General features: G+C 52.9%; 33 protein-coding genes and 1 tRNA gene. 21 read left to right on the forward strand and 13 right to left on the reverse strand.

The features are described 5' to 3' along the window. From ACYOR7_RS00005 to ACYOR7_RS00025, 5 genes are all read left to right on the forward strand, one after another. Nucleotides 1-859, forward strand: an 859-nt coding sequence (locus ACYOR7_RS00005; RefSeq protein ID WP_479912767.1) for a glycosyltransferase family 2 protein, incomplete at its 5' end; no start/stop codon positions are given. 2 nt (nt 860-861) lie between these two features. Next, nucleotides 862-1,020, forward strand: coding sequence for a hypothetical protein (locus ACYOR7_RS00010; protein ID WP_479912768.1), 159 nt, complete (start codon nt 862-864; stop codon nt 1,018-1,020). Between the two features lie 239 nt (nt 1,021-1,259). Continuing rightward, nucleotides 1,260-2,129, forward strand: coding sequence for a nucleotide sugar dehydrogenase (locus ACYOR7_RS00015; RefSeq protein WP_479912769.1), 870 nt, complete (start codon nt 1,260-1,262; stop codon nt 2,127-2,129). A gap of 137 nt (nt 2,130-2,266) precedes the next feature. Next, complete coding sequence (locus tag ACYOR7_RS00020; RefSeq protein ID WP_479912770.1) at nt 2,267-3,727, forward strand: glycosyltransferase family 2 protein; 1,461 nt, start codon at nt 2,267-2,269, stop codon at nt 3,725-3,727. Nucleotides 3,728-3,873: 146 nt separating this feature from the next. After that, a complete protein-coding gene (locus ACYOR7_RS00025; RefSeq protein WP_294806376.1) occupies nt 3,874-4,305 on the forward strand; it encodes a translation initiation factor IF-2 subunit beta in 432 nt (143 codons plus the stop codon). On the opposite strand, the gene ACYOR7_RS00030 is transcribed toward ACYOR7_RS00025, so the two are convergent. From ACYOR7_RS00030 to ACYOR7_RS00045, 4 genes are all read right to left on the reverse strand, one after another. Next, a complete protein-coding gene (locus tag ACYOR7_RS00030) occupies nt 4,286-5,086 on the reverse strand; it encodes a hypothetical protein (protein WP_479912771.1) in 801 nt (266 codons plus the stop codon). The genes ACYOR7_RS00025 and ACYOR7_RS00030 overlap by 20 nt on opposite strands. Further along, a complete protein-coding gene (locus tag ACYOR7_RS00035) occupies nt 5,068-5,580 on the reverse strand; it encodes a polysaccharide deacetylase family protein (protein ID WP_479912772.1) in 513 nt (170 codons plus the stop codon). The genes ACYOR7_RS00030 and ACYOR7_RS00035 overlap by 19 nt, the downstream gene beginning before the upstream one ends. 96 nt (nt 5,581-5,676) lie before the next feature. After that, nucleotides 5,677-5,949 carry a hypothetical protein gene (locus tag ACYOR7_RS00040; RefSeq protein ID WP_294806370.1) on the reverse strand — a complete coding sequence of 91 codons (273 nt, stop codon included), beginning with the start codon at nt 5,947-5,949 and terminating at the stop codon, nt 5,677-5,679. Between the two features lie 18 nt (nt 5,950-5,967). Continuing rightward, entirely contained in the window at nt 5,968-6,477 is a 510-nt protein-coding gene (locus ACYOR7_RS00045) for a hypothetical protein (protein ID WP_294806367.1), read from the reverse strand. A 215-nt stretch (nt 6,478-6,692) separates the two neighbouring features. Between ACYOR7_RS00045 and ACYOR7_RS00050 the strand changes: the two genes are divergently transcribed. Continuing rightward, complete coding sequence (locus tag ACYOR7_RS00050) at nt 6,693-6,911, forward strand: hypothetical protein (protein WP_144239696.1); 219 nt, start codon at nt 6,693-6,695, stop codon at nt 6,909-6,911. A 44-nt stretch (nt 6,912-6,955) separates the two neighbouring features. Here the strand turns inward: ACYOR7_RS00050 and trxA are convergent, their stop codons facing one another. Further along, on the reverse strand, nt 6,956-7,405 hold the full coding sequence (gene trxA, locus ACYOR7_RS00055; protein WP_294806362.1) for a thioredoxin: 450 nt from the start codon (nt 7,403-7,405) through the stop codon (nt 6,956-6,958). 88 nt (nt 7,406-7,493) lie between these two features. Here trxA and ACYOR7_RS00060 point away from each other — a divergent pair, with 88 nt between their 5' ends. From ACYOR7_RS00060 to ACYOR7_RS00090, 7 genes are all read left to right on the forward strand, one after another. Beyond that, on the forward strand, nt 7,494-8,057 hold the full coding sequence (locus ACYOR7_RS00060) for a nucleotide exchange factor GrpE (RefSeq protein ID WP_294806360.1): 564 nt from the start codon (nt 7,494-7,496) through the stop codon (nt 8,055-8,057). 3 nt (nt 8,058-8,060) lie between these two features. Next, nucleotides 8,061-9,914 (forward strand): molecular chaperone DnaK, encoded by a 1,854-nt coding sequence (gene dnaK, locus ACYOR7_RS00065; RefSeq protein ID WP_294806357.1) that lies wholly within the window; start codon nt 8,061-8,063, stop codon nt 9,912-9,914. Between the two features lie 45 nt (nt 9,915-9,959). Then, nucleotides 9,960-11,093, forward strand: a complete 1,134-nt coding sequence (gene dnaJ / locus ACYOR7_RS00070) for a molecular chaperone DnaJ (RefSeq protein WP_479912773.1) — start codon at nt 9,960-9,962, stop codon at nt 11,091-11,093. Nucleotides 11,094-11,139: 46 nt separating this feature from the next. After that, nucleotides 11,140-11,721, forward strand: a complete 582-nt coding sequence (hsp20, locus tag ACYOR7_RS00075) for an archaeal heat shock protein Hsp20 (RefSeq protein WP_294806353.1) — start codon at nt 11,140-11,142, stop codon at nt 11,719-11,721. Nucleotides 11,722-11,770: 49 nt separating this feature from the next. Then, nucleotides 11,771-11,901, forward strand: a tRNA-Leu gene (locus tag ACYOR7_RS00080). Between the two features lie 74 nt (nt 11,902-11,975). Continuing rightward, nucleotides 11,976-12,215, forward strand: a complete 240-nt coding sequence (locus ACYOR7_RS00085) for a hypothetical protein (RefSeq protein ID WP_294806351.1) — start codon at nt 11,976-11,978, stop codon at nt 12,213-12,215. 347 nt (nt 12,216-12,562) lie between these two features. Continuing rightward, nucleotides 12,563-13,012: a hypothetical protein gene (locus ACYOR7_RS00090; protein WP_294806350.1), complete on the forward strand. Its 450-nt coding sequence runs from the start codon at nt 12,563-12,565 to the stop codon at nt 13,010-13,012. 25 nt (nt 13,013-13,037) lie between these two features. Here the strand turns inward: ACYOR7_RS00090 and ACYOR7_RS00095 are convergent, their stop codons facing one another. Both ACYOR7_RS00095 and ACYOR7_RS00100 read right to left on the reverse strand, forming a co-directional pair. Continuing rightward, nucleotides 13,038-13,319: a hypothetical protein gene (locus tag ACYOR7_RS00095; protein ID WP_294806348.1), complete on the reverse strand. Its 282-nt coding sequence runs from the start codon at nt 13,317-13,319 to the stop codon at nt 13,038-13,040. Nucleotides 13,320-13,496: 177 nt separating this feature from the next. Continuing rightward, nucleotides 13,497-13,874 (reverse strand): nuclear transport factor 2 family protein, encoded by a 378-nt coding sequence (locus tag ACYOR7_RS00100; RefSeq protein ID WP_294806346.1) that lies wholly within the window; start codon nt 13,872-13,874, stop codon nt 13,497-13,499. A gap of 88 nt (nt 13,875-13,962) precedes the next feature. Between ACYOR7_RS00100 and ACYOR7_RS00105 the strand changes: the two genes are divergently transcribed. Continuing rightward, entirely contained in the window at nt 13,963-14,682 is a 720-nt protein-coding gene (locus tag ACYOR7_RS00105; protein WP_294806344.1) for a hypothetical protein, read from the forward strand. 221 nt (nt 14,683-14,903) lie between these two features. Here ACYOR7_RS00105 and ACYOR7_RS00110 read toward each other — a convergent pair whose 3' ends face one another. From ACYOR7_RS00110 to ACYOR7_RS00120, 3 genes are all read right to left on the reverse strand, one after another. After that, nucleotides 14,904-15,290, reverse strand: coding sequence for a hypothetical protein (locus ACYOR7_RS00110; protein ID WP_294806342.1), 387 nt, complete (start codon nt 15,288-15,290; stop codon nt 14,904-14,906). Nucleotides 15,291-15,484: 194 nt separating this feature from the next. Beyond that, a complete protein-coding gene (locus tag ACYOR7_RS00115) occupies nt 15,485-16,123 on the reverse strand; it encodes a methane monooxygenase/ammonia monooxygenase subunit C (protein WP_479912774.1) in 639 nt (212 codons plus the stop codon). Nucleotides 16,124-16,171: 48 nt separating this feature from the next. Next, the gene (locus ACYOR7_RS00120; protein ID WP_479912775.1) at nt 16,172-17,275 is read right to left on the reverse strand and encodes an ABC transporter substrate-binding protein; all 1,104 of its coding nucleotides are present in this window, start codon (nt 17,273-17,275) and stop codon (nt 16,172-16,174) included. Between the two features lie 158 nt (nt 17,276-17,433). Here ACYOR7_RS00120 and ACYOR7_RS00125 point away from each other — a divergent pair, with 158 nt between their 5' ends. The 5 genes from ACYOR7_RS00125 to ACYOR7_RS00145 all read left to right on the forward strand — a co-directional run bounded on the left by ACYOR7_RS00125 (nt 17,434) and on the right by ACYOR7_RS00145 (nt 21,450). After that, nucleotides 17,434-18,420 (forward strand): phosphosulfolactate synthase, encoded by a 987-nt coding sequence (locus ACYOR7_RS00125; RefSeq protein ID WP_294806337.1) that lies wholly within the window; start codon nt 17,434-17,436, stop codon nt 18,418-18,420. Between the two features lie 82 nt (nt 18,421-18,502). Further along, entirely contained in the window at nt 18,503-18,865 is a 363-nt protein-coding gene (locus ACYOR7_RS00130) for a hypothetical protein (RefSeq protein ID WP_479912776.1), read from the forward strand. A 58-nt stretch (nt 18,866-18,923) separates the two neighbouring features. After that, nucleotides 18,924-19,757, forward strand: coding sequence for an ABC transporter ATP-binding protein (locus ACYOR7_RS00135; protein ID WP_479912777.1), 834 nt, complete (start codon nt 18,924-18,926; stop codon nt 19,755-19,757). Next, complete coding sequence (locus tag ACYOR7_RS00140) at nt 19,751-20,575, forward strand: ABC transporter permease (protein ID WP_294808466.1); 825 nt, start codon at nt 19,751-19,753, stop codon at nt 20,573-20,575. Before ACYOR7_RS00135 ends, ACYOR7_RS00140 begins: the two co-directional genes overlap by 7 nt. 50 nt (nt 20,576-20,625) lie before the next feature. Then, on the forward strand, nt 20,626-21,450 hold the full coding sequence (locus tag ACYOR7_RS00145; protein WP_479912778.1) for a dienelactone hydrolase family protein: 825 nt from the start codon (nt 20,626-20,628) through the stop codon (nt 21,448-21,450). Here ACYOR7_RS00145 and ACYOR7_RS00150 read toward each other — a convergent pair. Next, nucleotides 21,447-22,265: a cupredoxin domain-containing protein gene (locus tag ACYOR7_RS00150; protein WP_294808470.1), complete on the reverse strand. Its 819-nt coding sequence runs from the start codon at nt 22,263-22,265 to the stop codon at nt 21,447-21,449. The two genes, ACYOR7_RS00145 and ACYOR7_RS00150, sit on opposite strands and share 4 nt — an antisense overlap. Nucleotides 22,266-22,363: 98 nt before the next feature. Here ACYOR7_RS00150 and ACYOR7_RS00155 point away from each other — a divergent pair, with 98 nt between their 5' ends. Together ACYOR7_RS00155 and ACYOR7_RS00160 are read left to right on the forward strand one after the other, a co-directional pair. Next, nucleotides 22,364-22,618, forward strand: coding sequence for a hypothetical protein (locus tag ACYOR7_RS00155; RefSeq protein WP_294806772.1), 255 nt, complete (start codon nt 22,364-22,366; stop codon nt 22,616-22,618). Nucleotide 22,619: 1 nt separating this feature from the next. Next, nucleotides 22,620-22,919, forward strand: a complete 300-nt coding sequence (locus ACYOR7_RS00160; protein ID WP_479912779.1) for a hypothetical protein — start codon at nt 22,620-22,622, stop codon at nt 22,917-22,919. Here ACYOR7_RS00160 and ACYOR7_RS00165 read toward each other — a convergent pair. Both ACYOR7_RS00165 and ACYOR7_RS00170 read right to left on the reverse strand, forming a co-directional pair. Next, nucleotides 22,912-23,166, reverse strand: coding sequence for a hypothetical protein (locus ACYOR7_RS00165; protein ID WP_479914433.1), 255 nt, complete (start codon nt 23,164-23,166; stop codon nt 22,912-22,914). The genes ACYOR7_RS00160 and ACYOR7_RS00165 overlap by 8 nt on opposite strands. Nucleotides 23,167-23,209: 43 nt before the next feature. Beyond that, complete coding sequence (locus ACYOR7_RS00170; protein WP_479912780.1) at nt 23,210-24,241, reverse strand: carbohydrate kinase family protein; 1,032 nt, start codon at nt 24,239-24,241, stop codon at nt 23,210-23,212. Nucleotides 24,242-24,277: the final 36 nt, after the last annotated feature.

The following is a 24,277-nucleotide window of genomic DNA, read 5'->3' on the forward strand; positions in this document are numbered from 1 at the left end:
GTTTGTCAAGGCGTTTGAGTCAAACCCCAAGATAGGCGCCGCAGTAGGCCATGTCAAGGTGCTTAACGCGAACAAGAACCTGCTCACCAGGTGCCAGGACACGTGGTACGACTTTGCGTTTAATATCCAGAAATGCTGCGAAAGCTCGTTTGGCAGCGTGACCTGCTGCTCGGGGTGTCTTGCATGCTACCGCCGCTCGCACATAGAAAAGTTCATGCCGTACTGGATGAAGTCAAACGTAGACTGCAGCGACGACAGGGAGCTCACGTCGTTCATCATCGCGCCGACGTACGGCAAGGTCGGGTTGAGCGAGAGTTTGTCCGGCAAATCAAAACTCGCAGAAAAAATCTTGATTGATGCAAGCCAGTACGACGACGCGGAAGACAGGATACTTACCGCTCACGCATTGACCCGGTCGGACGCCGTCTACATAGCTTCAGCCGTGGCATACACGGACGTTCCTGAAACGTTCCGCAAATTCACGCGCCAGCAGGAGAGGTGGAAGAAGGGGTACCTGCGAACCAACTTTTACGTGAGCACCTTCTTCTGGAAGAGGAACCCGCTGATGGCAATGTTGTACTACACGGAATATGCTGCCAGCTTTATCACACCGTTCATAGCGCTTGGCGTGACCCTGTACCAGCCGCTTGTATTGGGACACTACTGGCTGCCATTCACCTTCGTCTCGCTCCTCATGTTCAAGGGGTTCCTTCTTGGAACGGATTACCGCATGAGAGACCCGGCTACCCGGAACTGGAAGTACAACGTGCTGATGAGCATGCTGAGCCAGTTCGTGGTATCGTGGATGCTTGTACCGGCGCTTTTGCACATCAAGAACAATAGGTGGGGGACGCGCTGACGATGCAGGTCCTGCTGTCCGCAAAATGCCGCTACTGTGATATTCTGCTTGAAGGCCGGGAGCAGTTCATGGGCCACATGATCCACGGCCATGACATGCCCTTTGGGCAGGCCGAGATCATGTGGAAGTCGGTGCGCAGCGCTACCTTGGAGCCTTGCTGATACTCGATTACGATGTTGCAAAAATCCGATGTGCCGTCGCCGCACCTCGTCTTGCATGAAACTAGATCTATGTGAGTGTTAGCTGCCCGGGGACAGTAGTGGCAATATTGCTGTGGTATATAGTCTCCCTTAGTCGACATAGTTTATGTAAATCTCTAAAAACAGAGTAATACTCTATTATATTGCAACCTATCGAGATTGCATAATTGCTTTTAGTAATTTGAATAGCTTGCATCAAGATGAATCATAATAACAACAAGGTTTTGGTCATTGGTCTCGGTCAGATAGGCTACAGCAACGCAGAGTATATGACAATGAAGGGATTGACGGTCGACGGGTATGACATCAGCGGAAAAGCGGTTCAGCGCGCAATCAATGACCAGGTCATCAGAAAGAAGGCAACCAACTTTGCCGGCTATGACTATTACATCATCTGTATCTCAACCCACAGGCCGGAAGACATGTTCCAGCCGTACCTTGATGGATTGTTTGAGATAGCAAGGCAGCTTTCGTACGAGGGCAAGCAGGGCGCGCTTGTTGGTATAGACAGCACCATTACGAGGGGGACTTCAAAGAAGGTGCAGGAAATCCTTGGTCACCGCCTTCACGTGGTGCACGTTCCGCACAGGTTCTACATAAACGAAAAGCACGACCACGGCGTGCGCCAGACCAGAGTCATTGGTGGATGTAGGGAATGCTGCATAGATGCGGCAAAGCACTTTTACGGCAATCTCTTGGACATACCGCTCCACCCTGTAGAGTCGGTCGAAGTCGCTGAACTTTGCAAGATAGTGGAGAACAGCTATCGCTTCATGGAGATAGCTTTTGCAGAGGAGCTGCGCATGTTCTGCGACAGGTCCGGCATAGAGTTCCAGGAGCTGAGAGGGGCAATAAACACAAAGTGGAACATCGAGGTGCTGGAGCCCCGAGAAGGAATCGGCGGCCACTGTCTGCCAAAGGACAGCCAGATGTTCCTCAACTTGTCAAAGAACCTGCTTGACTCTTCGATAATAGAGGCTGCAAAAAGAGTCGATAGCGAATACCGATCTCATTTGAAATACGCAACCACATCCACAAAAACGGTCCCAGCATTATCGCAGACAAACTAGGCGCGCATGGACGGATGATGCATCATGAAACCGGCGCTACTGGGTATATCGTCTGCTGAAATCATGGCAAGAGGCAAGGCCAACGTCGTCAGTACTTTGAGCCTTGGGGCTGCATCCCGGGGTAAGAGGAGAGAGTATTGACCGCTACGGAAGTTACAGGCAATGCAAAGGCGCTTATCGATGAAGTGGACAATGTCAGCAAGCAGCAGCTGTCAGCCAGCGGCAGGATTAAGATCAGAAAGCTGGGATGGATAATCAGGGCGGCTACTCTATCAATAGTCGCTGTCATAATGTGGCATATCATAACCTTCAGCATTGAAACGAACGATATGATAATGATGGCGTCACTGATACTGCCAATTCATACCCTTGTGATTACCCTGATCGCATGGATTTGGTACACGAACCCCGCTCATAAGGTACCAGAGATCAAATGCAACCCAAAAGTCTCGATAATCATTCCAATCTACAATCAGGCCAAGCTGATAGAGTCAGTGATTGATGGGATCTTTGCTTCTACCTACAAGAATATCGAGGTTATAGCGGTAAACGATGGCTCAAAAGACGCCACAATGGAAACGCTGATTGACCTTTCCAGAAAGTACAAAAGACTTATCGTAATCAACAAAAGGAATCAAGGCAAGAGAAAAGCGGTCGGAACAGGCTTTTTAAAATGTACGGGTGAATACGTGGTACTTGTAGACTCGGACAGCATCATCGATCCCCGCGCAATAGAAGAGTTTGTCAAGGCGTTTGAGTCAAACCCCAAGATAGGCGCCGCAGTAGGCCATGTCAAGGTGCTTAACGCGAACAAGAACCTGCTCACCAGGTGCCAGGACACGTGGTACGACTTTGCGTTTAATATCCAGAAATGCTGCGAAAGCTCGTTTGGCAGCGTGACCTGCTGCTCGGGGTGTCTTGCATGCTACCGCCGCTCGCACATAGAAAAGTTCATGCCGTACTGGATGAAGTCAAACGTAGACTGCAGCGACGACAGGGAGCTCACGTCGTTCATCATCGCGCCGACGTACGGCAAGGTCGGGTTGAGCGAGAGTTTGTCCGGCAAATCAAAACTCGCAGAAAAAATCTTGATTGATGCAAGCCAGTACGACGACGCGGAAGACAGGATACTTACCGCTCACGCATTGACCCGGTCGGACGCCGTCTACATAGCTTCAGCCGTGGCATACACGGACGTTCCTGAAACGTTCCGCAAATTCACGCGCCAGCAGGAGAGGTGGAAGAAGGGGTACCTGCGAACCAACTTTTACGTGAGCACCTTCTTCTGGAAGAGGAACCCGCTGATGGCAATGTTGTACTACACGGAATATGCTGCCAGCTTTATCACACCGTTCATAGCGTTGGGGGTCACCGTCTTTCAGCCGCTTGTGCTTGGCCACTATTGGATGCCTCTCATGTTTGCCGCACTTTTGGTCCTCAAAGGGTTTCTCTTGGGAATAGACTACCGCCTGCGAGATCCAAATTCCAAGAATTGGAAGTACAACGTGCTGATGAGCATGCTGAGCCAGTTCGTGGTATCGTGGATGCTCATACCTGCACTCTTGCACATTCGGAATAACAGGTGGGGAACACGCTGATGAGGTGCTATAAGGTAGCACATACCTAAAAGAACTAGCCCGTGTTCGGTAGTTTCCACTGGAAACACGCCCTCTCCTATATCCTCTAATCGCACAGTCACAATCAGCAACATACATTAATTAAACAGAAATGCGACCATTCCTGCGTGAGCGCCCAAAAGGCCGCCGACTATGAAGCGCTGCTAAAGCGCCTGCAGGACAAGCTGGGAACCGGTGCCAGGAAGGCTACCTCTAGGCTAGAGATCCCGCAGCCCCAGATAATCTGGGTCGGCAAGAACACCATATTCCGCAATTTTATGGAGTTCCCAAAGGCCCTTAGGCGCGACCCTGAAAAATTGCTCCTGTACCTGAACAAGGAGCTTGCCTCGGCCGGCTACATACAGGGCGACCGCGTCCACTTCCTTGGCCGCAAGTCACCGTCTTCGTTTGCCGCGCTCCTCGACCGCTACGTCAAGGACTATGTGACATGCCCCGTGTGTGGAAGCCCCGACACTCGGACGGAAAAGAACAAGAAACTTGGCTTTTTAATCTGCGAGGCGTGCGGCGCCAAATCGTCTATCAAGGGCAACTACGCCTAAGCCTTCTGCTTTTCGCCGCAATCAGACAAAGCGCGCTTGCTACTGCTATCGCAATAAGCGGCGATGGGAACTCTGGGACGACTTGTGCGCCTGATATGCTGAAACTGTGTGCGCCGGAAGGCACGTCGAACGAGACTACTGTGGCTCCAAAGGCGTCATGTTGCTGCTGGAACTGGACTTCTTTTTCGTAGTCGGCAACAGAAACAGAATAGACATCGCTTATCATGCCCTTTGTAAGGGTCAGCTCCAGCCTGCCCTGGCCCTCGACGCCAACTTGTATGGATCTCCCAGGGACTATACTGACAAAAGTCACCTTTGCGTACGACGATTTTCCTGTCACCTCATAGTCTTCACCGCCGAATTTTGCCTGCACTATTGACACCTGCGGCCTGAACTGGACTGTCTTGCTAAAGGTCGTGATGCGCACGTTCTGCGCCGAGAACGAGTCTATCAAGCCATAGAGCTCGCTTATTGCTATGTTATCCAGTGTGTTTGTAGTTCTGCCATTCTTTGTTAGCAAATAGCTCTGTGGATGCAGGAGTATGACGGCATAACCATATTTTGCAATGCTGAGTTTGGCCTGAGAGATGATCTGCGTTTCTGACAGATTCGTCCAGGTCTTCTCGTCGCTGCCTACGACGCCAAAATAGGTTGCTGCAGGCAGGCGGGATACCTCTGCCTGCAGGCTTCTTCCAGCATTTCCATAGGCCACGAAATACATGCTGCCGTTACTGTCATGGGTCACGTCTGAGCTGATTATAGTCAGGTTGGTGCGAGCCATCGCCTTGATCGTGTCGTCGTTGAACCTGTTAAAAGGGGGATGAAGACACTTGGAGTTTCGCCAAACAACTTGTACATCTTTTCTTTTGCCGCCGCCATAGTGCTTGCCTGCATGTCCTGGCTCAGCGCTGAATAGTCCACGTGGTTCCAGCCATGGATGTCCAGCTCGAAAAGGCCCTTGTTGCGCCCCTCGATGATCTTGCTGAGCAGCTGGGAGTTGTTGCCAAAGTTGTTCATGATTATGCCAAGCGAGAGGTCCTGATTCCTTGAAATGAATGCATCCATCACTGCCATTGCCGGCATGGCGCGGTTGTCGTCAGTAACATCATCCATCCGAAATATCACGCAGTTGCATGGAAAATTATTGTTCCCTCCGCCAGTTGAGCCGGTGGCAAAAGAGGCCAGCGCGACGTTTGCGAAAAAGGATACGAACAGGCTAGCGACTATCGCAACGACAAGTGGTCCGATCCGTCCGGGCTTTATGCGAGCCGTCATCCTGTGGTGCCTGTCACGGAGGACACGCCGGAGGCTATAGGCGTTATAGAATAATGCTCTATAAAAAGAGCATACTGCCTGAAAGAACGATGCGTGTCACGTTTGCCCAGACGACAAATAGTCGCGGGCGTACAGGCCCCTTATCCAAGAGTTGACGACGGACGTGTCGCCATCGTAGCTTCTCCTGCTGCCAACCTGCGCGTTCATCTCGTTGAACTCGGCGACCTTTTTCTTGACCGCGTGGTTCCTGCCGGTGACGTGCTGGCCGACCTCGGCCACATCAATGACTTCGTTGCAGATGTTGCAGCGCAGCTTTTCTTCCATGCAGACAAAAAGCGTGAATCGATTATCTGCGCGCTCGCCAACCATGCTTGGCGCATTCGTCAGCTATTGTTGATCAGCTTTTTCAGAGTCACGTATCATATCAAGCACGTACTTTAGCTCCGGCTCGCTTGTCAATTTGTCCAGAAAGCTGCGCACTATTTGTCTGGTGGTCCTTTCAGCCGTGCCCTCGCCACGGTGCTGCACGTTCACCACATAGTCGTAGACGAACGGGCTGATGTATATCGAGCAGACGTCGGCAATCCAGCTGAAAAGCGTCTGCGTGGTCTGATCGGCAAGCATCTGCTCACGCTTTTCCTCGAACATCCTGCCGATTATGCGCACGTTGTAGAGGTACATCTTTTTTCCCGTCTTGCTGTCAGAGCCGGTGAAAAGGATGTTGTCGCGCTGGTCGTATATGAGGCCGAACGAAACGTTCTTGGGCATCTTTATGTGCTTGCTCTTTTGCGCGTGCTCAAACAGCTCGTCCATGAGCGCCTTGAGGAGCGCGTAAAAGCGTTCTACTGCCTTTTGCTTTTCCTCCTTGTCTTCTTCCCTCTTTTTCAGTATGCCCACTACTTTCTCATTGCACGGACCCGGATGATTAAAACGTTAGCGCGATAGTATTATTGAGGCGCTCAGAAACTTGCAAAATATGTGAGGTGGACGCTCTCATTGACTAAAATTTCCAAAAAACCGCCTCAATCGCTACTATCATGTCAACCTTGTTTACTTGATAATCGTCAAAAGTTGACTATTGGCTCTAAGTACCAACTAGGAACTATCTCATCATGACAGCCATAATGTCGCTTCACAATGAAGCAGCAGCAAGAAGCAACTTTACGACCGGCCAGAGCTGGGGTGCACTGCGCAAGGCATGGAAGGGCTACAGGATCGCCAAGGTACAGGGCGATGCGAGCCGCATGAGGGAATACGCAGGCAAGATCCGCAAGATCCAGGGCGAACTGGGCGTAAGCGTTGCATCCTTTCCGCACTTGGGAATAAACTAAAAGAAAAGTGCGGACGTCCTCTTTTTCTCTTCTCTTTTTCTTCTCTAACCGTATATTGTCGAACTGCCGCTGCTGTCGAGGTGCTGCTTTAGCTTCATCTCTATCTGCCCCTTTGGCATGGCGCCTATCATCACGTCGACCACTTTGCCGCCCTTGAACACCATCATGGTCGGTATGCTGGCAATCCCAAACGTGTTTGAGATTATGGGATTCTCGTCGACGTTTACCTTGCCGAACACTACCTTGCCGGCGTACTCTTTGGCCAATTGATCAATGACGGGCGCTACCATCCTGCACGGGCCACACCAAGGCGCCCAAAAATCCACGAGCATGAGAGGATACTTGGCCGTCTCACCGGAAAAGTTGGAATCGCTGAGGTGGACAGGCTGCGTTATCGAGGACAGCGCCTGCTTTTCGGCGGCAACCTTTTGGAGTTCTGCCATCTTTTTCTGCTTTATCGCCTCAAGTTCATCGTCGTCGCCTGCTGCTGACACGCCAGCTCCCTTCTCAAATTGCGCTATTATTCCTTTGGGCGCAATCTAATTATTGTTCAATGGCACCGGTAATGGCCGGTGACACCCTATGGTGGCAGCAGCAGAAGAGAATGATGAGGAAACGCAACAGCAGGCCGAAGAGACAGAGACTCTGAGAAAGGAACTTGCGGCCGCAAAGGAGGCGGCGGAGGGCAACCTCAACAAGCTAAAGTACCTCATGGCCGACTTTGACAACTACCGCAAGCAGATGGAAAAGCACTCCGCCTCAAGGGTCGAGTCGATAAAGGCAGAATTGCTGTTAAAATTCCTCAACATCCGCGACGACTACCAGCGCGCAATCGAGGGCGCCAAGAAAAAGAGCGAGCCGGCAGTCATCGAGGGCCTTGAAGGCATACTCAAGAACATCGACTCGCTCCTCTCGTCAGAGGGCGTGAGGCCGATTGAGGCCGTGGGCACGCCGTTTGACCCTAGCGTGCACGACGCAATAGCGTTCTCGCCCCGGGCAGACGTACAGGAAAACGCCGTCACGACCGAAATAAGGCGCGGCTACATGCTGAACGGCAAGGTTCTCAGGCCCAGCATGGTGGAAGTCGCAAGAAAGATAGTTAAAAATAGCGATGTTGCCAATAACGGTGGCGCAGGAGAGGAATAAGAATTGGGAAAAATCATAGGTATTGATCTTGGAACTAGCAACTCTGCCGCGGCAGCGATGATTGGAGGCAAGCCGACAATCATACAGGCCGCGGAGGGCACGTCCGTGGGCGGCAAAGCGTTCCCGTCCGTGGTGGCGTTTACAAGGGAAGGGCAGCTCATCGTGGGCGAGCCGGCGAGGCGCCAGATGATCTCAAACCCGGAAGGGACCGTGATTGCTGCAAAGCGCAAGATGGGGACTGACTTTAAGTTCCGCGTCTGGGGCAAGGACTATACGCCGCAGCAGGTGTCGTCGTTCATACTGCAAAAGATAAAGCGCGACGCAGAGGCGTTCCTCGGCGAGGCGGTCGACCGCGCGGTCATTACGGTACCTGCGTATTTCAATGACAACCAGCGCCAGGCGACAAAGGATGCGGGCGAGATAGCCGGCCTGCAGGTGGTCAGGATAATCAACGAGCCGACGGCGGCGTCGCTTGCATACGGCCTTGACAAGGCCCACAAGGACCTGAAGATAATGGTCTTTGACCTCGGCGGCGGAACCCTCGACGTGACGATAATGGAGATGGGAGGCGGCGTCTTCCAGGTAAAGAGCACGTCCGGCGACACGCAGCTTGGGGGCACGGACATGGACAACACCCTCGTCGAGTTTGTGGTGCAGGAATTCCGCAAGCAGTCCGGCGTGGACATCAGAAACGACAAGGCCGCCATGATGAGGGTGCGCGAGGCCTCAGAAAAGGCCAAGATAGAGCTTTCAAACGTCGTCACCACCGAAGTCAACCTGCCGTTCCTTGCGTACGACCAGCAGGCGGGGCCAAAGAACCTCATCCTGCAGCTGTCCAGGGCAAAGCTGGAGGAGCTCATGAGACCGATTGTGGAAAGGTGCAGGCACCCGATGCTCCAGGCGCTGCAGGACGCCAAGATGACGCCGCAGGAAGTCGACAAGATAATCCTCATCGGGGGCCCGACTAGGATGCCTATGGTGAGGGAGTTTGTCGCAAGCGTCATGGGCAAGGAGCCAGAGCGCGGCATCGACCCGATGGAGGCAGTGGCGATGGGCGCAGCGGTGCAGGGCGCAATCATTGCCGGCGACGTCTCGACGGACATTTTGCTTGTAGACGTCACGCCTCTCACCCTCGGTGTGGAGGTGCTTGGCGGGCTAAAAGAGCCCTTGATAGAGCGCAACACGACGATTCCGACCAAAAAGGGCAAGGTGTTCACGACTGCAGCAGACTACCAGACCGCGGTGACAATCCACGTGGTGCAGGGCGAGCGCCCGATGGCGTCTGACTGCGTCTCGCTTGGCATGTTCAACCTCTCTGGCATACCGCCGGCGCCTAGGGGCGTGCCGCAGATTGAAGTCACGTTTGACATCGACGCAAACGGCATACTCAACGTGGCCGCAAAGGACCTTGCAACGCAAAAGGAAGCGAAAATCACAATCACCGCTAACAACAAGCTCTCAAAGGACGACATTGAAAAACTAAAGAGGGACTCGGAGCAGTTTGCCGAGGCGGACAGGAAGAAAAAGGACGAGGCCGAGGCAAGGAACGAGGCCGACAACCTCGTGTACGCGGCGGAAAAGCTGGTGAAGCAGGACCTCAAGGACACGATAAAGCCCGAGCAGGCCGAGCGGGTCAACAAGGCCGCGCAGGAGCTTAGGGATGCAATTTCGAGCAACAATTTCGAGGGCATCAAGGCCAAGGTGCAGGAGCTAAAGAACATCCTTGCCGAGGTGAGCGCCGAAGCCTACAGGAATGCCGGCTCTGCCGCTGGCGGCGCCCAGCAGCAGGCGTCGGCAGGGGCAGGTCCTTCCCCCGGTCCGCAGCAGGCCGGTGGTCCGGCAGGCGCGCAGCCGTGATGATGCACTCCCTTTGCACTCCATCCTGCTTCCCGGTGACCCTGCATGAGCAATAAAAGGGACTATTACGAGGTCCTCGGCGTCCCAAAGGCAGCAAGCAAGGACGACATCAAGAGCGCCTACCGCAAGCTTGCGCTGCAATACCACCCCGACCGCAACAAGGACGCGGGCGCGGAGGAAAGGTTCAAGGAAATCTCTGAAGCCTACGCAGTCCTTTCCGACGACGAAAAGCGCAAGCGCTACGACACGTACGGCCACGTGGGACCGGAGGAGGTGTTCCGCGGCTCGGAGGCCAACTTTGAGGAGGTGTTCCGAGACATGGGAGGCTTTGGAGGGTTCCGGGATATTTTCGAGCAGTTCTTTGGCCGGGGCGGGGGCTTTGGCTTTGGAGGGGCAGACGTGTTTGGCTTTGGTGGCCGGCGCAAGGGGCGCGACCTCGTCTACGACATGGAGCTTTCGCTTGAGGATGTCCTCCGGGGCAAAAAGGAGGAAGTCGAGGTCCCGAGGCTCGACAGGTGCGGCGAGTGCGGAGGCTCTGGCGCGGCTCCTGGCACGAAGGCGCGCAAGTGCACAGTCTGCGACGGCCGGGGGCAGGTGCAGCGCGTGTACGGCAGTCAGAACCGGTTTTTCACCTCCGTGACAGTCGAGCCGTGCAGGACGTGCCAGGGAAGGGGCCAGATAATCGAGCGGCCCTGCGGAACGTGCAGAGGCTCTGGCAAGGTGCAAAAAATGAAAAAGCTAAAGATAGAGATACCGCCGGGAGTCGAGGACGGCATGGCGATGCAGCTGAGGGGAGAGGGCGAGGCGTCCGAGTCGGGGATACCCGGCGACTTTGTCGTGCGCCTGCATGTGAAACCGCACCAACAGTTTGAGCGCCTTGAAGACGGCCACCTGCTCTACAGGCTTGACGTCAGGTACACCGACCTTGCGCTTGGCACCGAGGTGAGGGTCCCGACGCTTGACGGCACGGAAAAACTGAAAATACCGCAGGGGACGCAGCCTGAAGTGCTCTTGAAGCTAAAGGGCAAGGGGCTTCCGCGCTATGGCGCATCGGGCAAGGGCGACGTGGTGGTAAAGCTGAACGTCAGGGTGCCCACCAAACTATCGGAAAGGCAAAAGTCGCTCCTGAAGGAGCTCGACAGGGCCCTGGACAATGATGATGATGACGGCGAAAAGTGAAATGCTTTAATAGAATTTTTGCTATTTTACCGGCGAATACAGAGATATGTCATCCCCATTTGACGAGTGGTTTTCCAAGAGGCGTAGAGCGTGGTTTCCGGACGTGGACGAGATGATGCGCGACATGGACAAGATGATGGCGGAGGCTTTCAAGAACTTTGAAAAGCAGGTTCCGAAGAACCTTGTCAAGGAGCGCAAGCTGGACGACGGCTCGACGGTACGCGAGATGGGACCCATAGTCTACGGTTATTCGGTCAAGATAGGACAGGACGGCAAGCCGCAGGTGCGCAAGTTCGGCAACATTGACGCCTTTCCGAACCTCCTCGGGGGCGGCCTTGCGGTCAAGGAAGAGCGCGAGCCGCTCGTGGACGTGATAAAGGGCTCTGACGACATACGCGTCGTCGCGGAACTTCCAGGCGTCAACAAGGACGACCTGCACCTGTCAGCCGACGATAACTCGGTCACGATAGAGTCGGTGACGGGCGAGCCGCGCTACCGCAAGGTGGTGGACCTGCCAGAGCCGGTGGACCCCAAGACTGCTACATCAACCTACAAAAACGGAGTCTTGGAAGTCGCGCTGAAACTGCGGAAAAAATCGGGCTCGGGCGTCTCTATCAAGATAGAATAGAGCGGGCGCACAAAGGATATTATTCTAGTCGATACGATACCCCGCACGGGCGGGGGTCGCCCAGCCTGGTCAAAGGCGTGAGACCGGATAAAATTATCTGGCGCGATGCTCAGATGTTCGACCAACTGGGACACCTCATTCCTTAGGGATTCGTGGGTTCAAATCCCACCCCCCGCACCACTTTCTTCCTTCTTTACTTCGTATCCGATCGCGTAAGTACTGGCAGTGCGTATACTTTCATGTGTGTAACTGAAATGAGCTCTGGCGATTCGGCAGAAAAGCAAGAAATGCGCGATGAAAATGATGAATTGCAGGACCAAGAGCAGTTTGAAAAGAGCGAGGAGTTTGAAGATCAAGGGTTTGAATATGGCGCTCCATTGGACGACAACCCTGAGCACACTTATAGCGAAGGGCATCCTGAACAAGAAGCAGAAGCAGAAGCGGATGCAAACGCTGAAACAGGATTTAAGAAAAAACGCCGACCCAAAGCGTGATCTTTTCTATTATTGCGTATATACAAAAACGTCTAGTCTTTAAAATAATGAGGACTGCAATTACAGCTCTTTAACGGCTTTTTTAATGCCTGCCACTCAGCCTTGCCAGCCGGCGCAACTTGGACCATCGCAGCAAGAGCTTGGATGCAACGATGCCTGCTACTACTACAGCCCATATCCAGAGTGGCGGGCTCTCCATCGGACTATTTTCGCACCAGAAGGATATAACTTGCCATCATCATTAGTCGCGTTTCTGAGAGATTTTGATCATAACCCTGTCATCGTTCAGTCCACGATTATATCTCTGAAAACCTGAATAGACACCTTGAGGATATTAGAGAATAGAAGTGACTGAAGACAGTGGTAGTAGTAGCAGCCTGATCATAACCTGCATATCGGACGACAGCATCCAGTTTGCCAAAGAGGTCTATGAATATCTGTATTCTGCATTGGAGCGGCAAAAGACGCAATTCACGGAAGAAAGTAAGGGCCTGAATGTTGCCCGAGACCTGATAACTTTGCACGTCAAAGAGAAAGGAGAAGAAGAACGAGCAGGGGAAGAAGAAAGTCAAATCCGCATTGACCGTCTTGCCAACATCTCTAAAGGAACGATAAAGTCGATTCTAGGGTCATTTTTGAAATCAAACATATCAAGGTTCAAGGACTATGAAGTAATAGAACTTGGAGAGACGTTTACGATAGGCGAGTACTTCCTCCATCTAAAATGGAGATGCTCACCTGCGAGATCTGCGGGTTCTTTACCCCTTACAGTGGGGAGCTCTATACTCACAGGATGACACACTTTGGGATATAACGTCTCTTTCATTTTTTGTCCTGAAAAACGAATGGTCCTGTGTTGCTGCTATTCTGTTTGCAAGCTCGGTAAAAGATTACTACCCCTGATATGATCAGAATTGTGGCGAATGTTGACAGGCCAAGAGACAGGACAGGCACTAGGTTAAAGTAGTCGGTCATATACGCCGGATACTCAAACCTTGAGAGGAAAATCAGAGGAAAGGCGTAAAGAAATGGAATTACCTTGCTCTGGCCCAAAAGTATGACGATTCCTATGACAAACATTGCCATTCCAGCTTTTTTCTCCATATGCTTCTGTGTGTGTGCTAGACTAGTGCACTATTATTTTTAAAGTCTGCAGTTTATCATGATAGCAGGGTATAATCAATTAAAGAAAAAGAGGCACGGCAAGGGGGCAAAGCAGTCCTGATAGGCGCGCTTTAAAATCCCAATGAGCTCGCTTTGACCCGGGATTCTGAAACCTACCTATCTTTCCGGCCGAAGGAAAGGTCGCGGATCAAAAAGAACGTTTATCGAACTTATTTTCCCACCATCATCGACGTGACACCAAATGGATGCAAAGACCGTTGCAGCCGGCTTGGTAAGAGCCGTTTCATGGAAAATGCAGACATCATTGTCGCCGTCGGTGAAAATCTTTTTGATATCTAATTTCGGCAGGTGCAAGCTGAAATTATACTTTAGGTATGCTTCAGCATTGTCAAATGAATTAAGAGGCGACACGTACGATATGTTGTCCTTCAGATAGCTTCTGGCAGATTCAAAGTCCCGGCGTTCTAGTGCATCAAAGTACTCCAGTACGATTTCCTTCGCGTTTTTTGCAGAAGATTCGTGTTGTTTTTGCATGGCATTTCTCCGGCAGCACTGGATTTATCTCCAGTGGCAGCGACACTCCCAGAATCGGACAACCTAATAGCAATCCTGGTGGATGCGGGTGACTAGGACAAAGATTGATTATGAAGAACTTTCTATCACTATCATACATACACGCATGTCTGGCAGCACAACGACACCTGTAATTACAGGTCTTGCCTGCGGAATTGCTTTGGTTGTGCTCTTTAGTTTTCTCTTCAGTGCCGACGCAACTCGCAGCGGCATATCGAACAATTCTGGAGAGATGGGAAAAACCGCTACCGAAAATGCATGTCTTCCCAAGAATCTCTCTTCTGTCGTCGTCAACTTTCCGGTAAAACAACCTGCTGCGACAAGTATGCCTGCAGGATTTAACTTGGAGGGCGTTGACTATGCAGGAGGCAGCGTCATTATGTTCTATACGGATTATTCCCTTTGCCCCAATACTGAATCATTCGAGGAACTGATTGACAAAGGCGCCATAGTTATCAGCGTCAGTAAATACGATGAGGTAAAAGATAGCGTTCAATTTCAGACCCGGGAACTTCAGTATTACACAAATCATACGGAAACACTGGCCAAAGTTGAGCCGGTTACAGTAAATGGCAACAAAGGAGTCGGATGGGAGCCATTTAACGGGACTGACACTGTAAGAATAGATGGGAATGTCGTTAAACAAGAACCAGTAAAGATGCCCGGATGGGTTAGGTTCTATGATGACCAAGATGGCACGCTTTACGGCGTTCGTGGGCACCAGCCTCTTCAAGAATTGATGAAGATTGCTGAAAGCTTGCACAGGTAGAGTGGTTCAATTACTCTGTGCTCTCCTTCGGAATTCGCTTTTATCGGGCATTTACTCACCTTGTTTTGGGCTACAAAACGATCCGTTTTACACAGAGCCAAGCTGAAATTAGTAGGCATCTCTATCACGAAATTTTCTTCTTCAGAACTAAATCCTTGGAAGCTTCCATCCTAACTGCTCTGCCAAATCATCAATTCTTTTTATCTCTCTGTCTACTGAGGTTATAAAACCTGGGGGTTCCCCTTGTTGTTGGCTCTTTCTACACCCTCATGAAGCATCTTCTGGTTCCGTAGAACTTCCTTATGGATTGCAAGGACGCTAGCGATAACATTTTGCTCCCTTGCAAGTATAGCTTGCAATTTCCCTTCTGGCGCTGAAGAATGACTGGCAGAAAATATTTCATGACTTAGTGTAGATAGGCGTTCAGGAGCGATGATGCTTTGGCACTTTTGCTCCAGTGACGCAAATTCAATAGCCCTCGCACGGTACCATTCTGGAGGTCTTGGCTCTTTCTCTAGTTCTTGCAAAAATGTAGCTGGATCATAAGGTAGAGAATGCTTTTCAAGTATGGATGCGATATCCATACCCTGCATTCTGCTTGGATTCACAGATTAATATAATGTCAAAGAAGGCTATAAGAGCCGCTGCGGTAATTGTGCATATTTAAAAGACATTGTTGTTGCATATGAAATAACATCCGGTCTGACTGCTCTTGGTTAGAGAAGAAGACTTGTTACACAATAACAACAAAAACTATCATCATCAATAAAAGAAAAGAAAGGGAGGAGATGCAACGAGTCTCCTACGGTATCGACCTGCTGTACAGCCTTCCTTCCAAGGCCAGCTTGTACATCTCTGCTATGTGCGGGTTTCTCGCAGGTCTCTCTGCGCCCAGCTCGACGAGCCTCGCGTAGACCCTCACAAGGTATGCCAGCGACCCCATGAGAGCCATGAATATCCCCATGTTAAAGGCCCAGTGCGGAGGGACGGCAAACACCTCTTCGACGAACCAAAAATGCCACAGCTCGTTAACTCCAATCGCAAACATTGCCGCCAGGTACCCGATGATTGCCACCTTGAGGCCGGTATTCAGCGTGTTTCCCGGCCCCCTCATGATGGGGACCCGCCTGTCATATATCGCTATCATGCCCCATCCCAAAGGCAGTGCTATCAAGGTGCTGTACAGCCACCAGTTTGCAGGGGTGAACGCCGAGTCGCGAATAATCGTCTGGTTCAGCGAAGTGTCAACAACATAGTCTAGTTCTGAAGAAGCCATCACAGAGACCATGACTATTATCAATATGTAGATCCGCTTTAGCCTCTGGACTTCAAGCTCTTTCGGTATCAGGGAAGGAATCTGAGCCATTTGTTTTTCATCATCTCTTATAACTATCATTCGTGGCCAGAAATAATAACTCTGATTAACCATGTGAATTAACAAGGTTACTTTTCTGGTTATTAAAAAAAGAAAAGGGAAAAGAGGCGTCTTTTACTGGATCTCTGCCAGTCCCCTGCCCTTTAGCACCTCGTTCAGGATTTTCAGGTCATAGATGTTGGAAAGGTCTGGTTTTTCCTTGCCAAGGAAGCCCAGCTTGAATGCGTCGTCTGCCGACTTGAACAGCGACGACTTTATCGGGTCCCACGTCAGGGTGAGCTTGGACAGCGCGTCCTTGAACTCGTCTTCGGGGATTGTCTGGCCAGTGAGCTTTTTCAGCTGCGCGTTGAAAGCGGCCCGTGCCTCGTCAGGGTGGCCGTTTATCCAGTTGGTCTCGTCGATGTTGGCTTCAAGCAGCTTCTTTATGACGTCCGGATTCTTTTGCAGGTAGTCAGTCCTGGCTATGATGTGCGTGGTCACAAAGTCGCCGTTTGGCCACAGCGTCCTTTCGTCGACGAGTATCTTGCCGTTGGCTTCCTTTACCAGTTTTGCGCCCCACGGCTCGGGCACCCACGCGCCGTCGATCTCTTTCTTTATAAAGAGAGTGACAATGTCCGGGTTCTTTGCAGGGATGACATCCACGTTGCCTCCCTTGTCCCTGGTCTTGTAGCCGTTCGCAAGGAGGTAGCTTCTCAGCGCCACGTCCTGCGTGTTTCCAAGCTGTGGCGACGCAAACTTTTTGCCAGCAAAGTCGGCCGGCGAGTTGATTCCTGCGTCGTTGCGCACCACAAACACCGCGCCAGCGCTTGCAGCCCCCGAGATGATCCTGAGGCTCTTGCCCTCCGACTGCACATAGCCGTTGATAGCCGGGTTTGGACCGATGTATGCCACATCGACTTGGTTTGCAAAGAGTGCCTCTATCGCCGACGGGCCGGCGTTGAACACCTGCGTCTTTACATCGACGTTGCTCCCAAAGGCCTTCTGGAAATCGCCATTGCCAAGTCCTATCACTGCCTGCGCGTGGTTTATGTTTGGAAAGTAGCCGATTCGAAGTGTCTTTTGTTCCGATGCCGCTACCGGTGTGCTAGTAGTAGTATCATTTCCCGTTTCGGCGCTCGTCTGGGGCTGCGCCTGCTGGTCAAGTACAAGGGGTATCGACGTCGCGATGACCGCAGCAATCACGGCCGCCGCTATGCCGATCTTTAGTTTGTTGTTCATATGCCCACTACGTAGACTGCCTTGTCTTAATATCTCTTGTAACTGTGCAGAATCCGGCAGTTATGTGCAGAAACATGACCTGAAACCGCGACTGTGTGCTGTATCTGCATGTGAGCAAAAGCCAAAATAGGCGCCGATCCTGCATATACACGTCAAATTTGCTGGAAAACTACGCCAAGAACAGGGTCGACGTCAAAAAACCCCGCAAGGAGGGCCGGACGTACATAATCGACAAGCTGCAGGGCCTCGACAGGGAGAACTTTGAGGCCATAGCCCCGTTCATAGACGTGGTCAAGGTCTACGGCGTGCTCCCACTCATGTTGTCCGACGACGTGCTGCAAAAAAAGATAAGGTTCTACCAGGACCTCGGCGTGAGGGTCTCGACCGGCAGCACAATTTCCGAGTACATGGTGGCTGAAAACGCGTTTGAAAAATTCGTCGACAGCGCCGCAAAAGTAGGGTTTGACATGATTGAAATCGGCGAGAACAGCCTCAACCTGACGTACGAGCAAAAGAAAAAGCTGACCGACGCAATCCTAGCAAAGCGCCTCGACTTTCAGTGGAAGGTCGGCAAGAAGGACCCCCGGCACCAGCTTTCAATCGACTCTACGCTTGCCAAGGTGGAGGAGGCAGTCAAGCTCGGCTCCGACAAGGTCGTGCTTGAGGCCAACGAGGGCGTCAACGTCGGCATCTATGACGAAAAGAGCTCGATAAAATGGAATTTCGTAGGCGCACTGACGGCCAAGTTCCCGCCGAGCACGTTCATCTTTGAGGCGCCCCTTGAGCACCAGCAGTCGTCCCTGATAGCAGAATTCGGGCAGCGGGTCAACCTCGCAGAGATCCACATCGACACGGTGTCGTCGATAGAGTCCCAGAGGAGAGGCTTTCCGACAAAATCGGCGTTCAGCGTCTCGTACCTGCGCAAAGACCCCGAAGGCGGCCCGGGCGCAAAATTCGTCTACTTCATCATCAAGACCAAGCACCCAATCGACCAGCAAGAGCTGATGGAACTGACCCGGATGCCGCGCAGGACCGTCCAGAGCGCAATAGAGGAGCTCAAGACCCAGGGCCTGATAATAGAGAGAAACAGCCTTGACGACGCAAGGAAGAGGATATACAGCCCTGTCCAGTCGTCGTGGTTATAAAACCCGGCAGAAACTGCGCATTTTGCGCGTCATGGGCGCATTCAAGGACGAATAAATCCGGCGCGCCATACAATATGCTCGTATGTCAACAGCCACAGTCTCGTCGCAAAGAAGGATAGCCCCTGTGAATTTCGTCATCTGCAACGAATGCTTTTGGTGCGCCTCGCTCCTTGGAGCAAGGTCTATCAATGATGGATGCCCGTCGTGCCATAAAAACGCGCTAGAGACGGTGCCGGTATCAAGCAACGAAAAGTACGCCTTTGACTACAGCCCGACAGGCGGGGCGGTGCTAACTGGCAGTGCAGCAAATGCATGTACACCGACGACTCGGTGCACGGCCACGGGGAAGTACAGCCAATCCCCAAAGTGGCGGGAACGGCCGAAAGGGATGTCCTTGCAGAAAAGTATGCGCAACAATTGCGCAGAATCTGCGCCTAAATCGTAGCCGTTGCACATTTGCGGTACGTTATATCGCATCTTAGAAAATACATACGGAGAAAGAAATGGCGCTCATCGAATCCAGGTACGAAAGCAAGCAGCAGGTGGCACTGTCCGTAAGGGACGTGTCAAAGACGTTTTCGTACAGCAACGGGACTTTCCAGACAAACAGGGTCCTGGACAAGATAAACCTCGACATAAGGGAGGGAGAGTTTGTGACGATTGTAGGGCCTTCCGGCTGCGGCAAGAGCACCCTTTTGAACATCATCTCCGGCCTGGACAGCCCGGACTCGGGCAGCATCATGATGAACGGCGAGGCCAAGCACTCGACCGACGCAAACAGAATAGTCATCTTCCAGGAAGGGGCGCTCTTTCCCTGGCTGTCGGTCCTTGACAACGTCGAGTTCGGCCTAAAGCTTGCCAATGTTCCGAAAGAGAAGCGGAGGGAGACTGCCAATTATTTCATAAACATGGTCCAGCTGTCGAAATTCACCGACTCGTACGTCTACCAGCTGTCCGGCGGCATGAAGCAGAGGGTGGCAATAGCCCGCGCCCTTGCGCTGGACCCAAAGATCCTCCTGATGGACGAGCCCTTTGCGGCCCTTGACGTCCAGACCCGGGACATGCTCCACGCAGAACTGCTAAAGATCCACAAAGCGACAGGCAAGACGATGCTGTTTGTGACCCACAACATAAACGAGGCGATACTCCTCGGGACACGGGTCATCGTCCTCTCGCCTGCGCTTGGAAACATCAAAAGAGAGTTTATTATAGACACTCCACGCCCAAGGGACGTTGACAGCCCGGAGATGGCGGCGGTCAAGAGACAGGTCTTGAAGGAGCTTGAACAGGACTTTCAGCAACTTAAAACCAGTGGAGTAACATTTCCAACTTGCTAAAAGGATACAGCTACAAGGTAAAAAACGGCAGCGGCCGGAAAAAGCTCGACACGACTGACATTGCCAACACGGTTTTGATGCTGGCGGCGTTTGTCGGGATCTGGCAGCTTGTCTACCTGCTTGGAATATGGCCCAAGGAACTGCTGCCGGCTCCCGTTCAGGTCGCCTCCTCGCTGGTCGAGCTTGCGACGGACCTCTCGCTGCCTTTTGGGATAGGCATGACTCTGCTGAGGCTGGTGGCCGGCTTTGGAATATCTATCGGGATAGGCGGCGCCGTCGGCCTTGCCATGGTCAAGTTCACGGGCTTTGGCAAGACGATGAGCTCCTTTGCGGTCGGCCTCTTGACCTTTCCCAGCATTGCGTGGGTGCCGTTTTCCATCCTGCTCATCGGCTTTAACGACTTTGGGATACTCTTTGTGCTGGTGATGGCCTCGGTGTTCTCGGTGATGATATCCACCTACAGCTCTATACGCAACGTGCCTCCGATATACATCCGCGCTGCAAAAAACATGGGCGCAAGCGGCTTTTCCCTGTTCAGGTACGTCATGATCCCAGCCGCGACCCCGTCGCTAATCCTGGGAATCAGGCAGGCGTGGTCTTTCGCCTGGCACGCGCTCATCGGGGCAGAGATGCTGATAGCGGTCTTTTACGGGCTGGGCCACGTGCTCAGCGTGGGCAGGGACTTTAACGACATGTCGCAGATAATCGCCATGATGATAACCATCTTTGCCATCGGCCTGCTCTTTGACCGGCTCGTGTTCATGAGGCTGGAGAACAAGGTCAGGGAAAAGTGGGGCCTTGACCAGCACAGCCAATAGCAGCATATGCCGCGATCCTCTTTATTATTTCTCTCACGTATCTCCCTTTCATGAATCCCAGGTCCGCTGCCAGGATAGGAGGCGCCGCGGCCGTAGCAGTCGCGCTCGCCGTCGCGGTATGGATTGGCGCACAAAGGGTTGACGCCGCGCAGAGCAACGTCGCCATGCTTGGAACCGGCAAGGACGTGTCCAAAGTCGAGACATCGACGGTAGAATACTATAACAACACGTCGGGCTTTCTCGCCAAGCCGGCAGGCGACGGCAAGTATCCCGGCATCGTCATGCTACATGAATGGTGGGGTCTGAACGACAACATCAAGGAGATGGCCAGGCAGATGGCGTCGGAAGGGTACGTCGTTCTTGCGGCCGACCTGTACAAGGGTCAGGTGACGACTGCAAGCTCGCAGGCGCAGGTACTTGCCACCGGCGTCAAGAACAACCCCAGCGAGGCGATAAAGAACCTGCAGGCCGCCGTCAGCTATTTGCGCAACAGCAGTTCGGTGGATGGCAAGATAGGCTCGCTCGGGTGGTGCTTTGGCGGCGACTGGTCGCTCCAGCTTGCGCTGAACGAAAACAAGATGGACGCGACCGGCCTTTATTACGGCCAGCCCGTCACCGATCCAAAAGCGCTGTCCGTGATAAAGTGGCCGGTGCTCGGCATCTTTGGGAGCGCCGACCAGTCGATACCCGTGGAGAAAGTAAATGCGTTCAAGCAGGCGCTTGACAAGGACGGCATAGTGAACGAGGTACACGTGTACAACGGCGTGGGGCACGCGTTTGCAAACCCGTCTGGGGCCAACTATGCGCCTGCCGAAACAAAGGACGCGTGGCAAAAGACGCTTGCGTTCTTTGACAAGCACCTGAAGGAATCTTAGGACACTACTATCGTGCCCTTCATCCCGTCCGCCGAGTGGATGGTGCAGTGGTACTCGAACGTGCCCTTTTCGGCAAACTTGTACTGGAACGACTCGCCGCCGTCGAAAAACCCGCTGTCTATGTTCGTGGCCTGGCCCGACTCGGTCTTGTACGTGCCCACCACGTTGTGGGGGACGTTTGACTCGTTTATCCATTTCACAGTCGAGCCGGCCTGCGTCACGGCCGCGTCGGGCATGTACATGTTCATTCCGCCGTACACAATGTCCTTGCGCAGGGTGTTTGACATCACCCGCTCGCTTTCGTTTGAAATGTTTGTCACCTTGTTTGCATCCATGTCGACAAACACGTTCCATATCTGCTGGTGCGACTCGCCCTGCTTGCCTGCTATAGAGGAAAAGCTCTCTGCGTCCGCGTAGGGCCTGCCTGCGACAAGCTGCCGGTTCGAGGTTATTATCACCTGCCCCGAGCCGCTGTGGATCACTTTGCCGGAGGGGTCGACAAACGCTGTCGGCTGCACCGCCGCAATCGTGACTGCGCTGCCCCTTGCCTGCGAGAGTATGTCCTGCACCTTTGCGTCCTTCTCGGCTATCTCCCACGCCTGCTTGGCCACGCTGTTTATGGCATAGATGTACGTGTTGTCGCCCGCGCTTGGCTCTTTGATGACTACAACGTTTCCGGTATCAAGCGTTATGTTGGAAAGGGCGTTGAAATTCCTGGCGCTTTCCTCCGGCAACAGGCCAGACGACATAAGCGCGACTCCGCCGGCGACAAAGACTGCAACGACGCCGGCTAATACCAGGAGCTCCCTTTTCACGGCGCGATATTAGCTGCAATTCATTTTATATGCCATGCGGTACAGCACTCGAAAATGGGTTTTAATACCGTCCATGCGCACACAGCCTTGCATATATCATGAGCGCAACAGCAGTAGAATATTACAACATAAAGTTTGGCGACAACGCCCAGGCCGCGTTCATACACTTGGTGCGCGAGATAGGCGAAATAGCCTTTGCGATGGAAAAGCAGAACGCCGAGCACGCCAAGCTAGAGATAACCGAGTCGATAGCACTCCTGCACTACCTTGCGTCGAAATACAGCCTTGATGTCCCGGCGAACATGCAGGCTTTGTATTCCAAAAAGCTGGAAGCCCTCAAGGCCAAAAGATAAAATGATAACGCTCGGGCAGGACCTGGACGCCATTTCGGACATTCTCCGGCAGACGTTTGCGATAGAGCCGTTCAAGCGTGACTATGACATGGTGTTTTCCGCGGTTGCAGCGATACTGCGCCGCTATGGGCTGGTGGAAAACCCGCGCAACCTGCGCTTCCGGTTCATACTGTGTATGCAAGAGTTCTTTGACGGGATACCGCAGGACCAGTGGCGCGTGAGAGACCCCGCGTTTGTCAAGCAGTCAGAAGAGTTTGCAGCCGCAAAATTCCGCGAGTGGATTCTGGAGCAGATCACTTAGTAGTAGCAGAAGCCTTGTTCTTGGCTATCCACTGCTCGTACATCTTTATGAGGTCGTCGACGTCGTCGCCCTTTTCCGAGTAAGTGACAATGACTGCAAACTTGCCATTCTTGCCGTCGTTGCCCCGGGCGTAATACCCCCAGAACGTGTCCGGGAGCCTTTCAAAGTTCGACCTGTTCATCGCCACGCCTGCGAGGTTCTTTGCAAGCGTGTCAACGACCTTTGCCGCGTCGCCTGACTCTATCATGTGCATTTCTTTTCTTGCCGGGCAGGTGATTTAGAGCTAGCTCCTACCTGATGCGCTCTATGAGCTCAAACACGCTATTCATGGCAGGTGGCTCGCCGGACTGCTCCCTCACGTACAGCGACGAAGCCGCGTTTGCAAATAGCAGGCGCTCGCGCGAATCGAGCCCCGCGATGTACCCGAGTATGTCCGCGGCATCCCACACGTCGCCGGCGCCCGTCAGTATCTTTGGTTCGACTTTTATTGCGTGCACAAATTCTGCCTCCTTGCCGTTTGACCACGCCGAGCCGATGCGGGTGTGCAGGTCGGTGGTTATTCCGACGCTTTCCGCTATTTTTCCAGCCGCCTTTTTTACGTCGTCAGGCCCATAGCTTGCGCCAAGGCGAGCGTCGAGCCCGAGCGCGGACGCCAGATGGTCGCACTCGTTTTCATTGATGCTTAGGTAGTCGGTGACAGAGCCGAGCTTGAACAGCGCGTCGCGGAACTCTTGCTTTCGAGTTGCAATGTCCGCCGGGTCGATAAAGTGAAGCGCGCTGGGCGAGCCCTTGAAGACGTGCTCTGCAAGCTCTGTTCCTTTCTGGTTGCTTGCCCAGTTGACCACCATCACCGCGTCGGCGTTCTTTAGAGCCGCCTGGTCGTCTTTAGAGCCGACCTTGTCTGGGCCAAAGCTTGCGTTGTCGCCAATGTCGCTTACCATCACGTTCACCCTGCTGTCACCGTGCGGGAACTCGAACGCGGTGGTGTAGCCATGCCTCCCTTGCGCGATCCTGAGAGTCACCCTGTCGCCAAACTGCGAAAACGACTGCCTTATCATGGCCGCGCCCATCTGGTCTGCGACCGTAAACAGCGTCACCTTGGCTCCGAGCTTGGCAAGCGCGTACGCGACGTTGACCGCGTTTCCACCCCTGATGTCCGTCGTGGGGACGCCCCGGACGCTCCCGCCGCCGTTTCTTGCCTTTTCCTCAAGCGCGCTGACCAGCTTTTCCCTTGCGTCGAGCCTGATTATCCTGTCGACGAAAAAGTCCGGCATCACCACTATCGAGCCGAGGATGTGCAGCTGCTTCAGCTTGTCAATCATTATTATCTCCTTCTTCTTGCGTGAGCGTTAACACTC

It is taken from the genome of Candidatus Nitrososphaera sp. 86-2 (genome assembly GCF_056726185.1).